The sequence below is a fragment of the Janthinobacterium sp. BCJ23 genome (genome assembly GCF_059617945.1).
Genome location: NZ_JCAQAW010000006.1, coordinates 144,623 through 165,137, shown reverse-complemented (window position 1 = coordinate 165,137; position 20,515 = coordinate 144,623). Strand labels below are relative to the sequence as shown.

The window sequence follows — 20,515 nt, the reverse complement described above, 5'->3', positions numbered from 1 at the left end:
ACATGCTGAGCGGCAGAATCCTTACCCCATCTGGCTGGATCACGGGCACCATCACCTTTGACCAGCGCATCGTCCAGATACAAGAAGACCCTGCCGCCGACAGCGCGCTGACCATCCTGCCCGGCTTCATCGACCTGCACGTGCATGGCGCGGCCGGCGTCGACATCATGGAAGGCGGGAACGCGGGCGCCACCGTGGCGCAGGTGCACGCACGCCACGGCACCACGGCCCTGCTGGGCACGACCCTGACGGCGAAAGAACCGTCGATCCTGCGCGCCCTGCAAGGCCTGGCCGGCGTCATCGCCGAGCGCCCCGCCAACGGCGCGCGCATGCTGGGCGTGCACCTGGAAGGACCGTTTTTGAATTTGCACCGCCTGGGCGCGCAGCCGCCCGACGTCGTGCAGGCCAGCCTGGCGCTGGTGCAGCGCTTCCACGCCATCGCCCCCATCAAGGTCTTGACCATGGCGCCGGAAATCCCCGGCCATCTGGAACTGATCCCGCAGCTGGCGGCGATGGGTATCCGCGTGCAGATCGGCCACAGCGCCGGCACGTATGACGAAGGCGTGGCCGCGTTGAACGCCGGTGTGTCCGGCTTTACCCACCTGTACAACGGCATGACGGGCATGACACATTACGACCCGGGCATGGTCGGCGCGGCGCTGGCGCACGCCGAATACGCGGAAATCATCCCCGACCTGCAGCACGTGGCCAAGGGCGCCCTGCGCGCGGCCCTGCGCGCCATCCCGCGCCTGTACGGCGTGACGGATGCCACCTCGGCCACCGGCATGCCCGATGGCGAGTACGGCCTGGGCACGCAGCGCGTCTACAAATGCCTGGGCTGCGTGCGCCTGGCCACGGGTTCCCTGGCCGGCAGCGTGCTGACCATGGACCAGGCCCTGCGCAATTTCGTCGACCTGGGCCTGGACCTGGCCGACGCCTCGAACCGCTTGTCGCTGTACCCGGCCGACTACCTGGGCGAATCCGAACGGGGCCGATTGGCGCCGGGCGCCTGGGCCGATATCGTCGTCCTCGATTCCCAATTACAGCCAGTGTCCGTCTTCGTCGAAGGCACGGCCATCGATCTTTCCACCCGCTAGACCATCCACAACCTCAACCCCGTCCCGGAGTTACCATGCACGACACGTCACACAAGGCCCCCGTGTGGGCCATGCGCTACCTGCTATTTATTGCCGGCATGGGGGGATTGCTGTACGGCATAGACATCGGCATCATCGCCGGCGCCCTGCCCTACCTGGAATCGACGGCCTCCGTGGCCTGGAAACTGACGGCCCAGCAGCTGAGCTTTATCGTCGCCGCCGTGCTGCTGGGTTCCGTGCTGTCGTCGCTGTTCGCTGGCGCCCTGGCCGACCTCTTGGGCCGGCGCTGGGTGATGTTCCTGGCCGGCGCCCTGTTCAGCGCCAGCATCCCGCTGATCGCGCTGGCCGACGGCTACACGCCGCTGCTGCTGGGCCGTCTGCTGCAAGGCATCAGCGGCGGCTTGATCGGCGTCGTCGTGCCTTTGTACCTGGCCGAATGCCTGCCCGCGCAGCAGCGTGGACGCGGCGCCGCCCTGTTCCAGCTGCTGCTGACCATCGGCCTGGTGGCCGCCGCCCTGATCGGCCTGATGCAGGCGCAGACGGTGGAAACGGCCACGCAGGCCGCGCAAGCGTTGCCGGAAGCGGGCCGCGTCGCCGCCATCTTCACGGCCAAGGACCAGGCCTGGCGCAGCATCTTCTGGGTCTGTTTGACGCCGGGCCTCGTGTTTACCGTCGGCGCCCTGCTGCTGGCCGAGTCGCCGCGCTGGCTGGCGCAACGGGGCCGCATCGAGCAGGCGCGCCAGTCGCTGCTGCGCACGCGTTTGCCCGCCGCCGCCGACATCGAGCTGCGCGAGATGCAAGATACGCCCGAGAATACGGCCAAGGCCAGCGGCAAGGCAAAAGACCCGCTGCTGAGCCGCCGCTACGTGCTGCCCTTCCTGCTCGCTTGTTTGATCCTCGCCTGCACGCAGGCGACGGGCATCAATTCCATCCTCGCCTATGTCGTCAATATCCTGAACCAGGCCGGCCTGTCGGGCGCCTCGGCCAATATGGCGGACGTCTTGCTGAAAGTACTCAATGCCGTGATGACGGTGGTGGCCGTGCTGCTGGTCGACCGCAAGGGCCGCAAGTTCCTGCTGATGCTGGGCACGGGCGGCATCGTCGTCTCGCTGCTGGCGGCCGGCCTGCTGTTCCGCGGCGCCGAAGCGCATCTGGCCGACGTGCGCCCCGCCATCGCCGCGCAAGTGCAGGCCGATGGCCTGACCCTGAACCTCGATGCGGCCGCCTTGACGGCTCTGGGCGCGGCGGCCGACGGCACGCCGCAGCAGCTGACCATCGCCTACGCCTACGGCCCGTTCACCAACGTGAAAAGCTTGCGCAGCGACGACCCCGTGCTGCGCCAGGTGACGATCGCCCGCGACGACGCCGTGCAGCCTGACAGCGTGATCGGCGTGTTCTTCCGCAAGCTGCACCTGAATCCGTTCGCCGACCCGGCCGCCGGACGCGAAGCGCCGCTGCGCATTGAAAAGGCCAGCCTGGGCCCCGTGCCCTCGTCGACGCACGGCTGGCTGGTGGCCATTGCCATCTGCGTGTTCGTGTCCAGCTTTGCCGTGGGACCGGGCGTGTGCGTGTGGCTGGCCCTGTCCGAGCTGATGCCGACGCGCATCCGCTCGAACGGCATGAGCATCGCGCTGCTGGTCAACCAGTTCGTCTCGACGGTGATCGCCGCCATCTTCCTGCCGACCGTGGGCTTGCACGGCTATTCGACCCTGTTCTTCTTTGGCGCCGGCTGCACGGTGCTGTATTTCCTGACGGCAGCGTTTTTGCTCCCCGAAACCAAGGGCAAGACCTTGGAAGAGATCGAAGCGCACTTTGCCAAGTAAGCCAGAGTAACCAACTGTAGCAGTCTCCTTTCCAGCCCCGGGCCACCATCCGGGGCTGTTTTTTTGCCTGCCGGACAAGTTTGCGGGGCTGGCGCGCACGGCACCGTACGGTTTTCCTTCTGGAATCAAGGGCGCGTGGGCTAGAATCTGGCTGCGTCGTGCTACTCACGAGGCGGCAATGGCGCCATGACAAAAACCACCAGGAGACACAGTGAGCTTATTTAGAACCAAGAATTTGGATGACATGATCGCCCACAGCAAGAAACCGGGAGGTCTGGCGAAAGTGCTGGGACCCTTCGACCTTGTCCTCATGGGCATAGGCGCCATCGTCGGCACGGGAATTTTCGTGCTGACCGGCACGGGCGCCCTGACGGCCGGCCCCGCCCTGTCGCTGTCGTTCGTCGTGGCGGCCGTCGCCTGCTGCTTCGCCGCCCTGTGCTACGCGGAATTCGCTTCCACCGTGCCCGTGGCCGGTTCCATCTACACCTACAGCTATGCCACTTTGGGCGAGCTGGCCGCCTGGATGATAGGCTGGGACTTGCTGCTCGAGTACGGCCTGGCCGCGGCCGCCGTCTCCGTCGGCTGGTCCGGCTACTTCCAGTCGCTGCTGTCAGGCTTTGGCATCGCCTTGCCCGTCGCCCTGACGGCAGCGCCCGGTGCCCTGCCTGGCGTGACCACCTTCATCAACCTGCCGGCCCTCGTCATCATGCTGCTGCTGACGGCCATGCTGGGCTGGGGCGTGCGCGAATCGGCGCGCCTGAACAACATCATGGTGGCCATCAAGGTAGGCGTGGTCCTGCTGTTCATCATCTTCGGCGCGCGCCACGTGCAGCCCGCCAACTGGCAGCCCTACATGCCGTTCGGCTACCACGGCATGCTGAGCGCCGCCGCCCTCGTCTTCTTCGCCTTCATCGGCTTCGACGCCGTCACTTCGGCCGCCGAGGAAGTCAAAAAACCGTCGCGCGACCTGCCGATCGGCATCATAGGATCCTTGGCCGTGTGCGCCGTGCTGTACGTCGTGGTGTCGGCCATCATGACGGGCATCGTGCCATATCAAAAATTCCTCGGCGTCGACCATCCCGTCTCGCTGGCCCTGCAGTATGCGGGTGAAAACTGGATCGCCGGCTTCGTCGACCTGGGCGCCATCCTCGGCATGACCACCGTGATCCTCGTGATGGCCTTCGGCCAGACGCGCATCATCTTCGCCATGTCGCGCGACGGCTTGCTGCCCAAGCGCCTGTCGACCGTGCACCCGCGCTTCCACACGCCGTTCTTCGCCACCTGGCTCGTCGGCATCGTCTTCGGCCTGATCGCCGCCGTGATCCCGCTCAACATCCTCGCTGAGCTGATCAACATCGGCACCTTGGCCGCCTTCACGATGGTCTCCGTCGCCGTCGTGGTGCTGCGCAAGAAGCGCCCGGACTTGCCGCGCGCCTTCCGCTGCCCTGGCGTGCCGTACGTGCCGGCGCTGGCCGTGATCCTGTGCGTGGGCCTGATGACCTTCCTCAGCTGGGTCACCTGGGTGGCCTTTACCATCTGGCTCGTGATCGGCCTGGTCATCTACTTCGGCTACGCGCGCCGCCGTTCGCTGCTGCATCCGCAACAGTAATCCCTCCACTGCGCCATCGCAGTAAGATGGCGGTCTCGCAACCCCGCAGACCGCCATCGATGCAACGCTCCCCCGACCTCATCAAACAGCTGGACCACAGCACGGACCAGCTCAAGCGCGCGCGCCTGCGCAGCATGCAGTGGCTGGCCGTTGGCTTGCTGCTGCTCGCCGCGCTGGTGTTTGCCGTGGCCCGCTCGCAACGCGGCGGCCACCCGGCCTGGGGCTATGTGGAAGCGTTTGCCGAAGCGTCCATGGTGGGCGCGATCGCCGACTGGTTCGCCGTCGTCGCCCTGTTCCGCCACCCGCTCGGCATCCCTCTGTGGCATACGGCCATCATCCCGAACAGCAAGGCCGACATCGGGCGCAGCCTGGGCGCCTTCGTGGAAAACCATTTCATTACCGAGCAAGGCATCGCCGAGCGCATCGCGCAAGCCGACCCCGCCGCGCGCCTGGGCGCCTGGCTGGCCGACGAGGCCCACGCGCGGCAGCTGGGCATGGCCAGCGCCGGCGTGGCGAAACAGCTGCTGGCCCTGGCCGACCACGACAAACTGGGCCACCTGCTGCGCCAGCAGGCCAGCGGCTACCTCGGCCAATTGAACCTGTCGGACGTGGCGGCCGACTGCATCGATGCGCTGATCGCCGACGGCAAGCCGCAAGAATTGCTGGACTTCCTGCTCGACCGCGGCGCCGCCTACCTCGACGACGAGGCGCACCACGCGGCCATCGGCGACTTCGTGCTGGGCGCCTTCCAGATCGAGAACGCGCTGGTCAAAAAAGCCGTGAAAGCATATGAGCCGCGCATGATCGCCTCGCTGCAAAAGTTCGCCATCGCCGTGCGCCTCGATCCCGATCATCCGCTGCGCCAGCGCATCGCCGGCTGGATCGCCGACAGCGCGCTGCACCTGAAGGCCGATCCGCAGTGGCAGGACACGGTGCGCCGCTACCAGCTGCAACTGGTCGCCAGCGACACGGTGCAAGCCATGCTCGGTGACGTGTGGAAGCACATCAGCACGCGCGTGCTGGCCGACCTGCACGCCGACCAGCCCGTGCTGGCGCAAGCGATCGCCAGCCTGGCGCGCAACACGGGCCGGGTGCTGGGCACGGACGACCATGCGCGGGCATGGCTGAACGGCGCCATCGTCGCCGGCAGCGGATCGTTGGTGCGCCGCTACCGTGGAGAAGTGGGCGCCTTCATCGCCGCCCGCCTGGACCTGTGGAGCAAGGAAGAAATGAGCGAGCGCATCGAACTGGCCATCGGGCGCGACCTGCAATTCATCCGCATCAACGGCACCATCGTGGGCGGCCTGGCCGGCTTGCTCATTTACGCCGCCAGCCAGGCGTTCTAGCCATACTTACCAGCGCGGCACGGCGCTGGCCGGCGCCGCATGCGACGGAAAATGCGGCAGCACTTCCTGCGCCAGTTCCTGCAGCACCTCGGCGGCCGGACGCTGGCCATGCTGGATGCCCAGTGCCGCATGGTTGACACCCGCTTCCTGCCATTCCCCCAGCAGATCGATCAAGCCCTTGCGCCCCGTGCGCAGCACATAGCCGCTGCGCAAGGGCGTGCGCGGATAGTCGGGGTCGTCCACCAGGTCCAGCCACTCATTGCACATGTGCGGGCGGAAGCCGCCATCCGGGATGCACTGGCGCCAGGCGCGGATCTTTTCCGCCAGCCGGCGCGGCCCGTCCGGCGTATCGGTCGCTTCCGGATACGTCAGCCAGCCATCGGCATGGCGCCCTATCCACTCAAGCGGCTGGCCCGAGGAACTGGTGACGATCAGGGGAATGGCGCCCGCCACGGGCTTGGGCAGCAGTTCGAGGCCCTCGATCCTGCCCAGCGGGCTGCTGACATGCGCGGGGCCAGGGCGCAGCAACTGGCGGAACAGGTGCACGGCCTGCGCATAGCGTTCGCCGCGCGTATCGTACGGCACGCCATACGCGGGAAATTCGCTGGCGCGGTCGCCCGAGGCCGTGCCCAGCACCAGGCGCCCGCCCGACAACTGGTCGATGCTGGCGGCCGCCTTGGCCAGGTCGATGGGATGGCGCAGGGTAAAAATGGCGCTGCCCGTGGCCAGGGCCAGCGAGTCCGTGCGCGCCGCCAGGTAGGCGAGATAGGTCCACGGGTCGAACAGCTGGCCCGCATCGCCGAAGCGCGGGTCAAACAGGGGAATATCGCGCACCCAGGCGGCGGCGAAGCCTTGCCTGTCCATGGCGGCGACCAGGTCGGCCTGGCCGGCCAGCGCCTGCATGTCGCCCTGGTAAAAACGCAGCGGCGTGTAAATGCCGAGGGTAAGCGCGCCGGGCGCGAACATGCGGCGGTAGCCGCGGTGCTGCGTGAAGGCCTGCGACGAGGCGCCTTCCGTGATGTCATTGCTCATGCTGTTCCTCGATAAAAATCAGGCGCCCGTGGCGGGCGCGGGGATAGTGACGCCCAGCTGCACGGCCGGGCGGGCCGCCACGCGGGCGTACCAGCTGCTGACGTGGGGCCAGGCGGATAAATCGAAGCCGACGATGCGGGCGATGTGCAGCCAGCCGAAGCTGGCGATGTCGGCGATGGAATAGCCGTCGCCAGCCAGGTAGGCGTTGCCCGCCAGACGGCCATCCATGGTGGCCAGCGCCGCGCCGCAAAGCTGGCGAAAGTGTGCCGTGGCGGCCGCATTCGCGCCTCTCTCCTCGACCTCGAAATGCACGCGCTGGCCCAGCACCGGCCCCATGCTGGCCGCATGAAATTGCAGCCAGGTGATGGCGGACCAGCGTTGCGCGGGCGCCGCAGGCAACAGCCTCCCCGTCTTCTCGGCCAGGTACAGCAGGATGGCGGCCGATTCGAACACGGTAATGCCTGTCTCGTGGTCGACCAGCACGGGAATGCGCCCGTGCGGATTGAGGGTCAGGAAAGCGGGCAGCCGGTGTTCGCCCTGTTCGATACGCACATGGCGCAATTGATACGGCAAGCCCAGTTCGGCCAGTGCGATGGTGGCCTTGAAACCGTTGGGCGAGCTGTCGGTGTAGAGTTCAAGCGAACCCGCCGGGGATGTGATGCTGTGCATGGAGTATCCTGTCGATATAGTTTTACTGAAGTAAAATAAGCGTTGCAAACACCGCCATCCTCGCTCTTATTTTCGGAGAATGGAAACGATGATTTTTGCTGTCTTACTATAGAAAAACTATATCGATGAAGCATCCTTTACCGCTCCAGGCACTGCGCGCCTTTGTCGAAGTGGGCCAGCGCGGCAGCATCAAGGCCGCCGCCGAAGCGCTGCACGTGACGTCGGGCGCCGTCAGCCAGCAAATCCGCCTGCTGGAAGAACGGGTCGGCATGCCCCTGTTTACGCGCGAACGCCAGGGCTTGCGCCTGACCGAAGCGGGCGCCATGGTCCACCCCACCCTGCTGGGTGCCTTCGCGCAGATCGCCGGCGCCAGCCAGGCGCTGGAAGACATGGCTGGGCGCCAGACGCTCACCGTCAGCACGGTCGCCACCTTTGCCGCCGCGTGGCTGGTGCCGCGCCTGGGCCGCTTCAACCAGCGCCACCCGCAAATCGAGGTGCGCGTGGAAGCCACGTCGGCGCTGGTCGACCTGCGCCGCGACAGGGTCGACGTGGCCTTGCGCCACGGCCTGGGAGAGTATCCGGGCTTGCAGGTGACGCGGTTAATGGCACCCGTGCTGGTGCCCGTCGCCAGCCCCGCCCTCATGGCAGGCCAGCCGCCCATCACCACGCCCGGCGATTGTCTGCGCTACCCGCTGCTGCACGATACGGACCGCGCCGACTGGCCCTTGTGGCTGGCCGCGCATGGCACCCAGGACGGCAGCGCGGATGCGGCGCGGGCGCGGCGCGGCTCGGCCTTCGAAGATGATTTTCTGTTGATACGCGCGGCCGAGGCGGGACAGGGACTGGCCCTGGTGCCGCAGCTGTACGCGCAGGAGGAAATCGCCGCGGGACGCCTGGTGCAAGTGCTGGACTTGCCCTGGCCCGCGCGCTTTGCCTACTACCTGGTGACGCGGCCCGACGCGGCCACGCGCCCTGCCGTCCAGGCATTCATGGCATGGATACGCGAGGAGGCGCAGGCCGCGCGCTAGAGTCCATGCTCGCCTGCCGCGCACGACACCACGCCGCACATGGCGCTGAACGGCGCCGGCATGCCGGCGCGTCCCGTGGCGATGCAGGCCGCGGCCGGCACCACGGCCAGCAGCAGGGCCAGGTAAGCGATCGCCTTCAGGCGCTGCATCGATGCATGGCGCACCTGCGCCCCGTGTGGATAGCCCTTGCCCGCCTCTACGCTGCCTCTTGCCGACATCTTCGTATGCATGTCCGTCTCCTCTATCCACAGTGAATGGTGTTGCTTCACTGAATTTTGCTACATAAATTTACCGAATACAATAAATAATTTCACGAAAAAATCATTTTCTCTTTCCGTGAGCAAACGAAACGAAGAAGAAAACTTTGCTCACCATAGGAAGAAATGGCCCAGCATCAGCTGTTTACGCCATGTGCCCCCGAACTTAGCTGTGTCGAAAATCCAAATAAAATCATGGAAATCACAATATTCGTTGAAATCATTTTTATTTGATGTATGATGAGTGCAAAGGAGCGCCCAGGGCGATTCGGCAGACCTCTTTGCCTCGACCGCCCGGTATCTCCACCTTCTTTGTAGGGGACAAGCAGATGAACAGAATCCTGGCCTTGCGCCTGCTCGACGCCGCCGATGACGCCGCCGTCATCATCGATGCGGGCTCGCGCATCCGCTATGCGAACGATGCCATGTATGCGCTGAGCGGCTATGCCGCGGGCAGCTTGCCGGGCCAGCCGATCGAGGCGCTGTTGCCCGACGCCGTGCGCGAGCAGCATGGCGCGCAGATCGGCGCGTATCTGGCCGGCTACAAGAAGTCCAGGGTGCTGGGCCACAAGCGCCATTTCGCCATTCGCCACCGCGATGGCACGATGCTGCCCATCGTGCTCAAGGCCATGGACCTGGGCACCCTCGACGATGAAAACTTCATGGGCGCCTTTTTCATCGACCAGCGCCGCGAACTGGCCATCGAACAGCAGAACGCGGCCCGCTGGCAGCAGTTGCAGCGCATCGCCCTCAGCGATCCCCTGACCCAGCTGCCCAACCGCCGCGCCTTCGAAATCGCCGCCGTGCGCACGGCGGCGCGCTCGAAGCGCTCGGGCCACCCGATGACCATCGGCATCGCCGACATCGATTTCTTCAAGCATGTCAATGACCAGCATGGCCATGCGGCCGGCGACGCCGTGCTGCAAGCCATCGCGGCCATCATCCTGGCCCAGGCACGGGCCGCCGATGTCGTCGCCCGCGTGGGCGGCGAGGAATTCGGCTTGCTGTTCCCCCACACGGACCTGGCCAGGGCGCGCCAGGTGGCCGAGCGCATCCGCCTTGCCGTGGCCGCGGCGCAGGTCGATGTCGAGCACGCGCCCATCGCCGCGACGATCAGCATCGGCCTGGCGCCGCTGCCTGCGGACGGCGACTGGAAAGCGGGCTTCACGCAGGCCGATGCCGCCCTGTACCAGGCCAAGAAAAATGGCCGCAACCGCGTCGAGCAGGCTTGAACCCCGCCCGGCGATCCTCGCAGTCCCATGCAGTACGCAGCACCTGACAGGAGCAAGCACATGGAAACGACGACGACACATGCCGCCGCAGCGGGCCAACGGGCGCAAGCGGGCGCACGGGAATTGCTGGTCTTCGGACTCGGCAAGGAGGAATACGCGATCGACATCGGCCTGGTGCAGGAAATCCGCGGCTACGGCGCCGTCACCCGCATCGCCAACGCGCCCGCCTTCCTCAAGGGCTTCATCCACCTGCGCGGCAGCATCGTGCCGCTGGCCGACCTGCGCATCGCGCTGGGCCAGGCCGAGCCCGCGTACGATGCCTCGACGGTGGTGATCATCCTCGTCTTCGCGCATGGCGCCACCGGCATCGTGGTCGACCGCGTGGCCGATGTGGTGCCGCTGGCGCCGGGGCAGATCAAGCCGCCGCCGCAGCTGCACGGTTCGGCCATGGCCGGCCACGTGACGGCCATCGGCGCCCTCGACGAGCGCATGCTGATCGTGCTCGACATGGACAGCCTGCTGGCGGGCCTGGGCATGCACGCCACGGGCGAGCTGGCGGCCTGAACCAGCCGCCGCCGTCCGTCCGCCACCTGACCGCCATCCGCCGGAGACACCATGAGCATCCTGATCGTCGATGACAACGACACCAACCTGAGCCTGCTATCGACCCTGGCGTCCAAGGCCAGCAGCATCGAGACGGTCTGCATGAGCGATCCCGTCGATGCGCTGTACTGGTGCGAATCGCACGTGCCGGACCTGGTCTTGCTCGACTACCGGATGCCCAGCCTGTCGGGCAACGAGTTCCTCAGCATTTTCCGCAAGATGGGCGGCATGGCAGACATCCCCATCATCATGGTGACCACGGAAAACGACCGCTCCGTGCGCAAGCAGGCCTTTTCGCTGGGCGTCACCGAGTTTCTCACCAAGCCCGTCGACACCATCGAATTCAGCCTGCGCGTGCGCAACCTGCTGGCCCTGCGCACGGCGCAAACCATGCTGGCCGACCGCGCCAAGCTGCTCGAACACGAAGTGGCCCAGGCCATCGCCAACGTCACGGCCAGGGAGATGGAACTGGTCACGCGCCTGGCGCGGGCGGCCGAATTCCGCGACCCGGAAACGGGCGCCCACATCATGCGCATGGCGCGCTACTCGGCGCTGATCGCCAGGAACCTGGGCATGGATGCGCAATGGCAGGACCTGCTGCTCAAGGCAGCGCCCATGCACGACGTGGGCAAGCTGGCCACGCCCGACCATATCCTGCTCAAGCCGGGGCGGCTCGATCCCGATGAAATGGCCATCATGCGACTGCATGCGAAGATCGGCGGCCATATCCTGGCCGGCAGCGACTCGCCGCTGATCCGCCTGGCCGAGGAAATCGCCTGCGGCCACCACGAAAAATATGACGGCAGCGGCTATCCGGACGGCCTGGCGGGCGAGCAGATACCGCTATCGGCGCGCATCGTCGCCGTGGCCGACGTCTTCGACGCGCTCAGCTCGGAGCGCCCGTACAAGCCGGCCTGGCCTCTGGCGCAGGCGCGCCAGTACCTCGAGGAAAACCGGGGCAGCCATTTCTGCCCGCTGTGCCTCGACGCCTTCCTGGACGCCTGGGGCGAGGTGCTCGCCATCCGCGACAGCCTGCCCGACCCCGTCCAGCCACACGCCCACCCACTGTAAGCGAGGAGCCTGCCATGCGCGTGCAACAACTGATCCTGAACAGCCATGCCGACTTCGATGCGGCCCTGGCGCCGCTGGCCGCCATGGCCCCCGACCTGGTGCTGGTCTTCGGCGCCTGCCCCTACTTTGCCACGCCAGGATTGAGCGCGGCGCTGCGCCGGCAGCTGCCCGGCGCCGTCATCGCCGGCTGCTCCACGGCGGGCGAGATCGCCGGCAAGCGCGTCCACGACGACAGCTGCGTCATCACGGCCATCCGCTTCGCCCACACCACGGTGGCGATTGCCGACGCCATCATCTGCGACATGGCAGATTCGCACGACGCGGGCGAGCGCCTGGCGCAGGCCCTGCCGCACGATGGCCTGACGGCCGTCTTCATGCTGGGCACGGGCGTGGCCATCAACGGCAGCGCCCTGATCGCCGGCCTGCAGGCGAACCTGCCGCCTGGCGTGACGGTGTCGGGCGGGCTGGCGGCGGACGGCGGCGCCTTCCTCCAGACGTGGACCCTGGGCCCGCGCGGCGCGGCCGACAATACCATCGTCGCCGTCGGCCTGTACGGCGAACGCATCCGCCTCGGCTACGGCAGCCATGCGGGCTGGGAAGCGTTCGGCCCCGCGCGCAAGGTGACGCGCTGCGTCGACAACGTGCTGTATGGCCTCGACGGCGCGCGGGCGCTCGACATCTACAAGCTGTACCTGGGCGACCATGCGCGCGACCTGCCCGCTTCAGGCCTGCTGTTCCCGTTTGAAATGCTCACGGCCGCGCATGAAAAAAGCAATGTCTTTCGCACCATCCTCGCCGTCGATGAAGAGCAAGGTTCGCTGACCCTGGCCGGCGACATCCTCGCCGACGGCTACTTGAGACTGATGCATTCCAGTACCAACCGGCTGATCGACGGGGCCGAGACGGCCGCGCGCGGCGTCGCCCCCCACGCCGATGCGCAGGGCGACCAGCTGGCCCTGCTGGTCAGCTGCGTGGGACGCAAGCTGGTGATGGGCGACCGGGCCGAGGAAGAGGTCGAAGCCGTGGCAGACCTGCTGGGCGGCGCGGCCTGCATCGCCGGCTTTTACTCGAACGGCGAAATCGGCATCGCCCAGCCGCATGGCGCATGCCAGCTGCATAACCAGACGATGACCGTGACTGTATTGAGCGAAGCATGAACCGCACCCTGGCACGCCAGTTGAACCGCGTCTGCGATATCGACTCGGACGCCGCCTGCGCCGCCCTGCTGGAACAGGCGCAGACACTGTGCGGGCGGGCGGACACGCCGCCCGAACTGGCCGGTTTTCTGGCCGGCTTGCCAGCCCTGCTGCAGCGCATCGACGGCGCCTACGAACAGTCCGAACGCGATCTGGACCTGCGCTCGCGCAGCCTGGAACTGAGTTCGAATGAACTGAGCATGACGAATGACCTGCTGCGCACGGAACTGGCCAGCCGCAACCGCGTGATCCAGTCGCTGCGCGTGGCGGCCGTGCGCCTGCTCGACAACAACGATTCCGGCCTGCGCCTGCCGCAGGAAGACGATATCGAAGGCCTGTCGGTGCTGCTGGCCGAGCTGGTGTCGCAGCAGGAACTGCGCCGCATCGAATTGCAGAACCAGCGCTTCGCGATGGACCAGCATGCCATCGTCAGCGTCACGGACACGGCCGGCGTCATCATCTACGTCAACGACAAGTTCTGCGCCATCAGCGGCTTCGCGCGCGAAGAGCTGGTCGGCAAGACGCACCGCCTGATCAATTCGCGCGCGCATCCGGACGCCTTCTTTGCGCAGATGTGGCAAACCATTACGGCCGGCCACGTGTGGCACGGCGAAATCTGCAACCATGCCAAGGATGGCGGGCAATACTGGGTCGACGCCACCATCGTGCCCTTCCTCGACGCGGCCGGAAAACCCTATCAGTACATCGCCATCCGCACGGAAATCAGCGACAGCAAGCGCATGGCCGAGACCATCGCGAAAAGCGAGCGCGAATACCGCAACGTCGTCAACAGCCTCAATGAAGTGGTCTTCCGCACGGACCTGCACGGCGCCTGGACCTTCCTGAACCCCGCCTGGCACACCATCACGGGCTTTGGCGCTGCCGGCAGCCTGGGCAAGAGCGTGCTGCAATTCGTCGATCCGCGCGACCGCGAGCGCGCCGCAGCCGGCCTGTCCCATCTGCTGAGCGGCCAGGTGGACAGCATGCGCCATGAAGCGCGCTACGTGACCCGCGATGGCGACGTGCGCTGGATCGACGTGTGCGCGCGCGCCGAACGCGATGGCCTGGGGCGGCTGGCCGGTATCACGGGCAGCTTGACGGACATCACGGAGCGGCGCCAGGCGGCGCGCGAGCTGCGCCACAACCTCAACTTCGTCGACGCGCTGATCGAAACCATCCCTATCCCCTTGTACCTGAAGGATGTGCAGGGCCGCTACCTGCGCGCCAACCGCGCCTTCTGCGCCTTCTTCCACCTCGACCAGGCGCGCATCCCGGGCCTGACGGTGGCCGACATCCTGCCGCAGCAGCAGGCGCAGCAAGCGCTGCAGCACGACCTGGCACTGCTGCAGGACCGGGGCAACCAGTCGTATGAGGACCGGCTGACCGTCGGCACGCGGCAGGTCGATGTCCTGTGCAGCAAGGCGGCCCTGCTGAAGTCCGACGGCAGCCTGCACGGCCTGGTGGGCACCATCGTCGACATTTCCAGCCAAAAGGCGGCCGAGCGCGCGCTGCTGCTGGCCAAGGAAGTGGCCGAATCGGCCAGCCGCTCGAAGAGCGAATTCCTGGCCAACATGAGCCACGAGATCCGCACGCCGATGAACGGCATCCTCGGCATGACGGACCTGGTGCTCGATTCCGAGCTCGATGCCCACCAGCGCAAATACCTGGAAATCGTCAAGGCCTCGGCCGATGCTCTGCTGTGCATCATCAACGACATCCTCGATTTCTCGAAGATCGAGGCGGGCATGCTGACCCTGGAAAGCATCCCCTTCGACCTGCGCCAGCTGCTGCAGGAAACCATGCGCGCGCACGCCATGCGGGCGCAGGCCAGCGGCCTGGAACTGGTGCTCGACGTCGATCCCGCGCTGCCGCACACCCTGCTCGGCGACCCGGGCCGGCTGCGCCAGGTGCTGACCAACCTGGCGGGCAACGCCATCAAGTTCACGCCGCAGGGCGAGGTGGTCGTCAGCGCCCGGCTGCGCGCCAGCGGCGATGGCGTGGCCTGCCTGCGCCTGAGCGTGCGCGACACGGGCATCGGCATCGCCGCCGACATGCAGGAGGCCGTTTTCGACGCCTTCCAGCAGGAAGACGGGTCGACCACGCGGCGCTTCGGCGGCACGGGACTGGGCCTGTCGATCACGCGCCGCCTGGTGACGATGATGGATGGCGGCATCGGCCTGACGAGCGAACTGGGCAAGGGCAGCTGTTTCACCGTGGACCTGGCACTGCCCATCGGCGAGCAGCAGCCCCTGGCGCCGCCGCCCGGCGCCTCGCTGGCCGCACGCAACATCCTGCTGGTCGACGACAATCCCAGCAGCCTGACCATCCTGCGCCGGATCTTCGAGCACAGCGGCGCCACGGTCACCGCCTGCGAGTCGGGCGAGGCGGCGCTGGCGCACTGCCACGGCGCCTTGCCGGCGGACTGCATCATCATGGATTTCGCCATGCCCGGCATGAACGGCTTCGACACAGCATCGGCGCTGGCCGCCCTGCCCCACTGGAGCCAGGCGCCCATCGTCATGCTGTCGTCCTGCGGCAGCCTGGGCGACGCGGCGCGCTGCCGCGAACTAGGCATTGGCGGCTACCTGCTCAAGCCTGCCAGCCCCGAGGAATTGCTGACCGTCGCCATGAGCGTGCTGGGCACCCGCCGCGGCATGCCCAGCGCCGCGCCCGTGGCGACACGCCAGGCCGTACGCGAAAGCATGCCCGGCCTGGACATCCTGCTCGTCGAGGACAACGCCATGAACCGCGAACTGGCCACCGTGCTGCTGTCGAATGCGGGCCACCGCGTCACGCACGCGGCAAACGGCCGCATCGCCCTCGATTGCCAGGCCGCCGGCCATTTCGACATGATCCTGATGGACTTGCAAATGCCGGAGATGGGCGGTTTCGAAGCCACCGCGCAGATCCGCGCGCGCGAAGCGCAAGGCATGCCGCGAAGCGTCATCATCGCCATGACGGCCAACGCCCTCGAAGGCGACCGCGAACGCTGCATCGCCGGCGGCATGGACGACTACCTGTCCAAGCCGTTCCGCACGGCCGCCTTCCACAGCCTGATCGAGCAGCATGTGTTGCAGATAAACAAACAGACGCCGCGCTTCGGCTACGGCGCCGCGCTGGCCCAGGCCGACGCCGACGTGATCGGCATCATCGGCGCATCGTTCCTGACCGGCTTGCCGGCGCAGCTGGAGGCCCTGCGCGCGGCCCTTCGGGCGGGCGACCGGGGCACCGTCAGCCGGCAGGCGCACACCCTGGCCGGCTTGCTGGCCAATTTCCGCGCCGCACCGGCCGTCGCCATCGCCGCCGCCATCGAGCGCGAAGCGGCAAAGGCGCCGCAGGGTGCGTTGCTGGCGCGGCTCGATGCGCTGGACGAGCAACTGCGGCTGTTTGTGCAGGAAACGGACACGGCCATCCAGGCGGCAAGCCACATGCTGCACGCATCCGGCCAAACTTGATGTAGATCATAATTTTTTAAACAAGCTCTTGCTATCCTGTAAAAAAATGACAGGAGCCCTGGATGAGCAAGACGCAGCCGAGCGAAGCGGCGCACGACGTTGAACATGAGCGCCTGGGCAGCGCCTGGCAAGGCGTGCCGGCGCCCGACTATCCGGAAAGCGCGCCGGAAGGCGCCACCCTGGACTTGCTGCTGAACGCCTGGCTGGGCAAGTTCACGGGCGGCATTTCGCCGGCCGCGCTGGGCAACGCCTATGCCGACTGGCTCGGCCACCTGGCGCTGGCGCCGTCGAAGCAGCAAACCCTGCTGCAGGAAGCGTGGAGGAAGATCGGCCGCTGGCAGCAATATGCCTTGCAATCGGCCATGGCCGGCGGCGCCTTCGAGCCGCCATGCATCGCGCCGCTGCCGCAGGACCGGCGCTTCGACGATCCGGCCTGGCGGCGCTGGCCGTACAACCTCGTCTACCAGGGTTTCCTGCTGCAGCAGCAATGGTGGCACCGCGCCACCACGGGCGTGCGCGGGGTCACGCCGCACCACGAGGATGTCGTCACGTTTACCGTGCGCCAGTGGCTCGACATGCTGGCACCGTCGAACTTCATGCTGACCAATCCCGTGGTCCAGCAAGCGGCCCTCGAGAGTGGCGGCGCCAGCCTGGCGCGCGGCGCGCAGCACCTGGCCGAAGACTGGCAGCGCGCCGCCATGGGACCGTATGCGTCCGACACGCGCCGCTACAAGGTGGGCGGGAACGTGGCCGTCACGCCGGGCAAGGTGGTCTACCGCAACGACTTGATCGAATTGATACAGTACGCGCCCACGACCGCCACGGTGCATGCGACGCCCCTGCTGTTCGTGCCCGCGTGGATCATGAAGTTCTATATTCTCGACCTGTCGCCGCACAATTCGCTGGTGCGCTATCTGGTGGGCCAGGGCCACACGGTGTTCATGATTTCCTGGAAAAACCCCACGGAAGAAGACCGCGAGCTGTCGCTGGAAGACTACCGCCAGCTGGGCGTGATGGAGGCGCTCGACGCCGTTGTCCGCATCACGGGCGCGCCGCAGGTGCACGCGGCCGGCTACTGCCTGGGCGGCACCCTGCTGGCGATCGCCGCCGCCACGATGGCGCGCGACGGCGATGCGCGCCTGGCCAGCCTCACCATGCTGGCCTCGCAGGTGGATTTCAAGGAGCCGGGCGAACTGTCACTATTCATCGACGAGAGCCAGGTCAGCTTCCTGGAAGCGGCCATGTGGAAACAGGGCTACCTCGATACGAAGCAGATGGCGGGCGCTTTCCAGCTGCTGCGCTCGAACGACCTGGTCTGGTCGCGCCAGCTGCGCCATTATCTGCTCGTACAAGACGAGCAGGACAGCGACCTGATGGCCTGGAATGCGGACGCCACGCGCATGCCCTGCCGCATGCACTCGGAATACCTGCGCCGTCTGTTCCTGCACAACGACCTGGCCGAAGGCCGCTACCGCACTTCGGGCCGCCACATCGCCTTGCCCGACATCGATGCGCCGATCTTTGCCGTCGGCACCCTGACGGACCACGTGGCGCCGTGGCGCTCCGCATACAAGCTGCAACTGCTGACCGACACGGACGTCACCTTTTTGCTCACCTCGGGCGGCCACAATGCGGGCGTCGTCTCGCCGCCGGGCCAGCCACGCCGCAGCTACCAGCTGGCCACGCACGGCCACGACGCACCCTACATCGACGCGGACAGCTGGCAGCACGACGTGCCGCACCACGAGGGTTCGTGGTGGCCCGCCTGGCAGGCGTGGCTGGCGCAGCGCTCCGAGGCGCAAGTGGCGCCGCCAGCCATGGGGCCCGGCCTGGGCGACGCGCCGGGCCGCTACGTGCTGCAAACCTGACCACCGACAACCGAGCGACAACCGAGGAAAACGCCATGCCCTACACCACCCTGCTGGTCCACGTCGACAATTCCCGCCACTGCGCCCAGCGCATCCGCCTGGCCGTGCGCCTGGCCGTTGCCGAAGGCGCGCACCTGATCGGCTCGGCCATGAGCGGCATCTCGCGCTACGCGTATGGCGGCGGCGTCAACGCGCTGCAATTTGCGCCGGCGCAGATGCAGGCGCTGCGCTCCCAGGCCAGCGAGGCCTTGCACGACTTCGAGCGCATCGCCCGCGAAGAAGGCCTGGGAACCTACGAAACGCGCTTCGTCGACGACGACGCGCAAGGCGCGCTGCTGCTGCAGGCACGCTATTGCGACTTGCTGATCCTGGGCCAGACGGATGCGCAGGATACGCCGTCGCGCGTCATCGCCGGCACGCCCGAATACCTGATGCTCCATTGCGGCCGGCCCGTGCTGATGGTGCCGCACACGCCGTCCGCCGCGCCAGCGGGCATCGCGCAGCATCCGCTGCTGGCCTGGAACGGCAGCGCCGAAGCGCTGCGCGCCATCACCGATGCGCTGCCGCTGCTGCAAGGGGCGCGGCAGGTGACGCTGGCCGTCGTCAATTCGCACGCCCAGCCGGCCGCGCATGGCGAGCAGCCAGGCGCCGACCTGGCCCTGTACCTGGCGCGCCACGGCGTCAACGTCGAGGTGCTGCAGCACGACACGCCGCCGGGCCAGGACGTGGGCACGGCCCTGCTGGCCATGGCGGCCCAGCGCCACTGCGACCTGCTCGTGATGGGCTGCTACAGCCACATGCGCCTGCGCGAAGCGCTGCTGGGCGGCGTCACGCGCACGGTGCTGCAACAGATGACGTTACCGGTGCTGGTGTCGCACTAGCGCGGCCGTGCGGTCATGTCGGCATGCCGTGCGGTGTCATCGTTTTTGTAAAATCACGCCGCTCATGTATTGATTCAGATCGCGGAAATCCTTCACGCTCCAGGCGTGCGGCGCAATCTTGACGCCATTCTCTTTCAGGGTTTTCGGAATCAGGTCGCCATTCGGACGAAGGATGACCGACGAGACGATCACGCCCGGATAATCATTGAGCCGTTTCTTGAAAGCGGCGGTGGTCAGATCGGGGGTACGGGGGTTGCTTTTATTTGCCAGCGGCCCTGTCCCCTTGATCTCCGCTCCGTGGCACACGGCGCATCGCTGCATGTAGAGATTTTTTCCATTGATATTCTCCGCGAAGGAGGACGATGTGTGAAGCAAAGATAAAAGGCCCAGCGTAGCGGTTAATACTAATTTCATTGTCATGTAGTTTGTTATTGATATCAACGGAGCTGGCTCAGGGCAAACCCCGTCAATGCCGCTGCAACGCTCCAGATCATATTTTAACCGGGATTGCTCATTCACCAAGTGACGCCTGCAGCCAGGGAACGGCCTACAATAGCCAGGCTGGACACTGCCCTGCCGCCTGCTGACGGGCCGCGCGGCCTGCGTCGCCCCTGTCAGCGCCACCGCCACAAGGAGTATTCGCATGAGCAAGCAAGCCACCATCGTCCTCGTCCACGGTTTCTGGGGCGGCGCCGCCCACTGGAGCCGCGTCATTGCCGAATTGCGGCGCCACGGCCACACGGCCATCCGCGCCGTCGAACTGCCGTTGACGTCGCTGGCCGACGATGCCGAGCGCACGCGCAAGATGGTGACGCAGGTCGATGGCCCGGTATTGCTGGTGGGACACTCCTACGGCGGCGCCGTCATCAGCGTGGCCGGCAATGCGCCGAATGTCGCGGGCCTCGTCTACATCGCCGCCTTCGCGCCCGACGCGGGCGAAAGCCCGGGCAGCATCACGCAGGAACACCCGCCCATCGGCGCGGCCAGCCTCGAGGGCGACAGCGACGGCTATCTGTGGGTCAAGCCCGAGCAATACCATGACAGCTTTTGCCAGGACCTCGACGCGGAAGAAGGCGCCGTGCTGGGGGTGGTGCAGAAAGCGCCGCTGGCCAGCACCTTCGGCGACACCGTCAACGACCCGGCCTGGAAGCACAAACCCAGCTGGTACCAGATTTCCAGCGCCGACCGCATGATTTCCCCCGTCAACCAGGAGCGCATGGCGGCGCGGCTGGGCGCCAGGAAGGTCATCACGCTCAACGCCAGCCACGCGTCGCTGGCTTCGCGCCCCGTGGAAGTGGCGGCGCTGATACTCGAAGCGGCAGGCGCGGTGGTCGGCGGGTAAGCGTGC

General features: G+C 66.7%; 17 protein-coding genes. 13 read left to right on the top strand and 4 right to left on the bottom strand.

Translation table 11 applies throughout. The features are described from left to right. Positions 1–2 precede the first annotated feature (2 nt). The 4 genes from AC54AG_RS19525 to AC54AG_RS19510 all read left to right on the top strand — a co-directional run bounded on the left by AC54AG_RS19525 (position 3) and on the right by AC54AG_RS19510 (position 5,875). Positions 3–1,097: an N-acetylglucosamine-6-phosphate deacetylase gene (locus AC54AG_RS19525; protein WP_338678535.1), complete on the top strand. Its 1,095-nt coding sequence runs from the start codon at positions 3–5 to the stop codon at positions 1,095–1,097. A 35-nt stretch (positions 1,098–1,132) separates the two neighbouring features. Next, on the top strand, positions 1,133–2,920 hold the full coding sequence (locus AC54AG_RS19520) for an MFS transporter (protein ID WP_496631355.1): 1,788 nt from the start codon (positions 1,133–1,135) through the stop codon (positions 2,918–2,920). A gap of 211 nt (positions 2,921–3,131) precedes the next feature. Beyond that, complete coding sequence (bcaP, locus tag AC54AG_RS19515; protein WP_034751289.1) at positions 3,132–4,529, top strand: branched-chain amino acid transporter BcaP; 1,398 nt, start codon at positions 3,132–3,134, stop codon at positions 4,527–4,529. Positions 4,530–4,588: 59 nt separating this feature from the next. After that, positions 4,589–5,875: a DUF445 domain-containing protein gene (locus AC54AG_RS19510; protein ID WP_496631354.1), complete on the top strand. Its 1,287-nt coding sequence runs from the start codon at positions 4,589–4,591 to the stop codon at positions 5,873–5,875. Positions 5,876–5,881: 6 nt separating this feature from the next. On the opposite strand, the gene AC54AG_RS19505 is transcribed toward AC54AG_RS19510, so the two are convergent. Both AC54AG_RS19505 and AC54AG_RS19500 read right to left on the bottom strand, forming a co-directional pair. Then, positions 5,882–6,907: an LLM class oxidoreductase gene (locus AC54AG_RS19505; protein WP_496631353.1), complete on the bottom strand. Its 1,026-nt coding sequence runs from the start codon at positions 6,905–6,907 to the stop codon at positions 5,882–5,884. An 18-nt stretch (positions 6,908–6,925) separates the two neighbouring features. Beyond that, complete coding sequence (locus tag AC54AG_RS19500; protein WP_496631352.1) at positions 6,926–7,576, bottom strand: glutathione S-transferase family protein; 651 nt, start codon at positions 7,574–7,576, stop codon at positions 6,926–6,928. Between the two features lie 125 nt (positions 7,577–7,701). Here AC54AG_RS19500 and gcvA point away from each other — a divergent pair, with 125 nt between their 5' ends. Beyond that, on the top strand, positions 7,702–8,604 hold the full coding sequence (gcvA, locus tag AC54AG_RS19495) for a transcriptional regulator GcvA (protein ID WP_496631351.1): 903 nt from the start codon (positions 7,702–7,704) through the stop codon (positions 8,602–8,604). Here the strand turns inward: gcvA and AC54AG_RS19490 are convergent. Next, positions 8,601–8,834 (bottom strand): hypothetical protein, encoded by a 234-nt coding sequence (locus AC54AG_RS19490; RefSeq protein ID WP_034751303.1) that lies wholly within the window; start codon positions 8,832–8,834, stop codon positions 8,601–8,603. The genes gcvA and AC54AG_RS19490 overlap by 4 nt on opposite strands. A 356-nt stretch (positions 8,835–9,190) precedes the next feature. Between AC54AG_RS19490 and AC54AG_RS19485 the strand changes: the two genes are divergently transcribed. From AC54AG_RS19485 to AC54AG_RS19455, 7 genes are all read left to right on the top strand, one after another. Next, entirely contained in the window at positions 9,191–10,093 is a 903-nt protein-coding gene (locus AC54AG_RS19485) for a sensor domain-containing diguanylate cyclase (RefSeq protein ID WP_496631350.1), read from the top strand. A 60-nt stretch (positions 10,094–10,153) separates the two neighbouring features. Beyond that, positions 10,154–10,657 (top strand): chemotaxis protein CheW, encoded by a 504-nt coding sequence (locus AC54AG_RS19480; RefSeq protein ID WP_219329458.1) that lies wholly within the window; start codon positions 10,154–10,156, stop codon positions 10,655–10,657. A 51-nt stretch (positions 10,658–10,708) separates the two neighbouring features. Continuing rightward, positions 10,709–11,767, top strand: a complete 1,059-nt coding sequence (locus AC54AG_RS19475; RefSeq protein ID WP_496631349.1) for an HD domain-containing phosphohydrolase — start codon at positions 10,709–10,711, stop codon at positions 11,765–11,767. Positions 11,768–11,781: 14 nt separating this feature from the next. After that, positions 11,782–12,924, top strand: coding sequence for an FIST signal transduction protein (locus AC54AG_RS19470; RefSeq protein WP_496631348.1), 1,143 nt, complete (start codon positions 11,782–11,784; stop codon positions 12,922–12,924). Further along, positions 12,921–16,418, top strand: a complete 3,498-nt coding sequence (locus AC54AG_RS19465; RefSeq protein ID WP_496631347.1) for a PAS domain S-box protein — start codon at positions 12,921–12,923, stop codon at positions 16,416–16,418. Before AC54AG_RS19470 ends, AC54AG_RS19465 begins: the two co-directional genes overlap by 4 nt. A gap of 62 nt (positions 16,419–16,480) precedes the next feature. Continuing rightward, positions 16,481–18,286: a PHA/PHB synthase family protein gene (locus AC54AG_RS19460; protein ID WP_496631346.1), complete on the top strand. Its 1,806-nt coding sequence runs from the start codon at positions 16,481–16,483 to the stop codon at positions 18,284–18,286. A gap of 35 nt (positions 18,287–18,321) precedes the next feature. Next, positions 18,322–19,167: a universal stress protein gene (locus AC54AG_RS19455; protein ID WP_496631345.1), complete on the top strand. Its 846-nt coding sequence runs from the start codon at positions 18,322–18,324 to the stop codon at positions 19,165–19,167. 36 nt (positions 19,168–19,203) lie between these two features. On the opposite strand, the gene AC54AG_RS19450 is transcribed toward AC54AG_RS19455, so the two are convergent. Then, complete coding sequence (locus AC54AG_RS19450; protein ID WP_496631434.1) at positions 19,204–19,581, bottom strand: c-type cytochrome; 378 nt, start codon at positions 19,579–19,581, stop codon at positions 19,204–19,206. A gap of 229 nt (positions 19,582–19,810) precedes the next feature. Here AC54AG_RS19450 and AC54AG_RS19445 point away from each other — a divergent pair, with 229 nt between their 5' ends. Further along, positions 19,811–20,509, top strand: a complete 699-nt coding sequence (locus tag AC54AG_RS19445) for an alpha/beta hydrolase (protein ID WP_496631344.1) — start codon at positions 19,811–19,813, stop codon at positions 20,507–20,509. The last annotated feature ends 6 nt before the right edge of the window (positions 20,510–20,515 follow it).

What these genes read in the sequence shown, in the direction of transcription:
- AC54AG_RS19480 (WP_219329458.1), top strand. Translation starts at nt 10,154, where the DNA reads ATGGAAACGACGACGACACATGCCGCCGCAGCGGGCCAACGGGCGCAA.
- AC54AG_RS19470 (WP_496631348.1), top strand. Translation starts at nt 11,782, where the DNA reads ATGCGCGTGCAACAACTGATCCTGAACAGCCATGCCGACTTCGATGCG.
- AC54AG_RS19455 (WP_496631345.1), top strand. Translation starts at nt 18,322, where the DNA reads ATGCCCTACACCACCCTGCTGGTCCACGTCGACAATTCCCGCCACTGC.
- AC54AG_RS19460 (WP_496631346.1), top strand. Translation starts at nt 16,481, where the DNA reads ATGAGCAAGACGCAGCCGAGCGAAGCGGCGCACGACGTTGAACATGAG.
- AC54AG_RS19520 (WP_496631355.1), top strand. Translation starts at nt 1,133, where the DNA reads ATGCACGACACGTCACACAAGGCCCCCGTGTGGGCCATGCGCTACCTG.
- AC54AG_RS19500 (WP_496631352.1), bottom strand. Translation starts at nt 7,576, where the DNA reads ATGCACAGCATCACATCCCCGGCGGGTTCGCTTGAACTCTACACCGAC.
- AC54AG_RS19505 (WP_496631353.1), bottom strand. Translation starts at nt 6,907, where the DNA reads ATGAGCAATGACATCACGGAAGGCGCCTCGTCGCAGGCCTTCACGCAG.
- AC54AG_RS19525 (WP_338678535.1), top strand. Translation starts at nt 3, where the DNA reads ATGCTGAGCGGCAGAATCCTTACCCCATCTGGCTGGATCACGGGCACC.
- AC54AG_RS19465 (WP_496631347.1), top strand. Translation starts at nt 12,921, where the DNA reads ATGAACCGCACCCTGGCACGCCAGTTGAACCGCGTCTGCGATATCGAC.
- AC54AG_RS19450 (WP_496631434.1), bottom strand. Translation starts at nt 19,581, where the DNA reads ATGAAATTAGTATTAACCGCTACGCTGGGCCTTTTATCTTTGCTTCAC.
- AC54AG_RS19485 (WP_496631350.1), top strand. Translation starts at nt 9,191, where the DNA reads ATGAACAGAATCCTGGCCTTGCGCCTGCTCGACGCCGCCGATGACGCC.
- AC54AG_RS19445 (WP_496631344.1), top strand. Translation starts at nt 19,811, where the DNA reads ATGAGCAAGCAAGCCACCATCGTCCTCGTCCACGGTTTCTGGGGCGGC.
- AC54AG_RS19490 (WP_034751303.1), bottom strand. Translation starts at nt 8,834, where the DNA reads ATGCATACGAAGATGTCGGCAAGAGGCAGCGTAGAGGCGGGCAAGGGC.
- gcvA (WP_496631351.1), top strand. Translation starts at nt 7,702, where the DNA reads ATGAAGCATCCTTTACCGCTCCAGGCACTGCGCGCCTTTGTCGAAGTG.
- AC54AG_RS19475 (WP_496631349.1), top strand. Translation starts at nt 10,709, where the DNA reads ATGAGCATCCTGATCGTCGATGACAACGACACCAACCTGAGCCTGCTA.
- AC54AG_RS19510 (WP_496631354.1), top strand. Translation starts at nt 4,589, where the DNA reads ATGCAACGCTCCCCCGACCTCATCAAACAGCTGGACCACAGCACGGAC.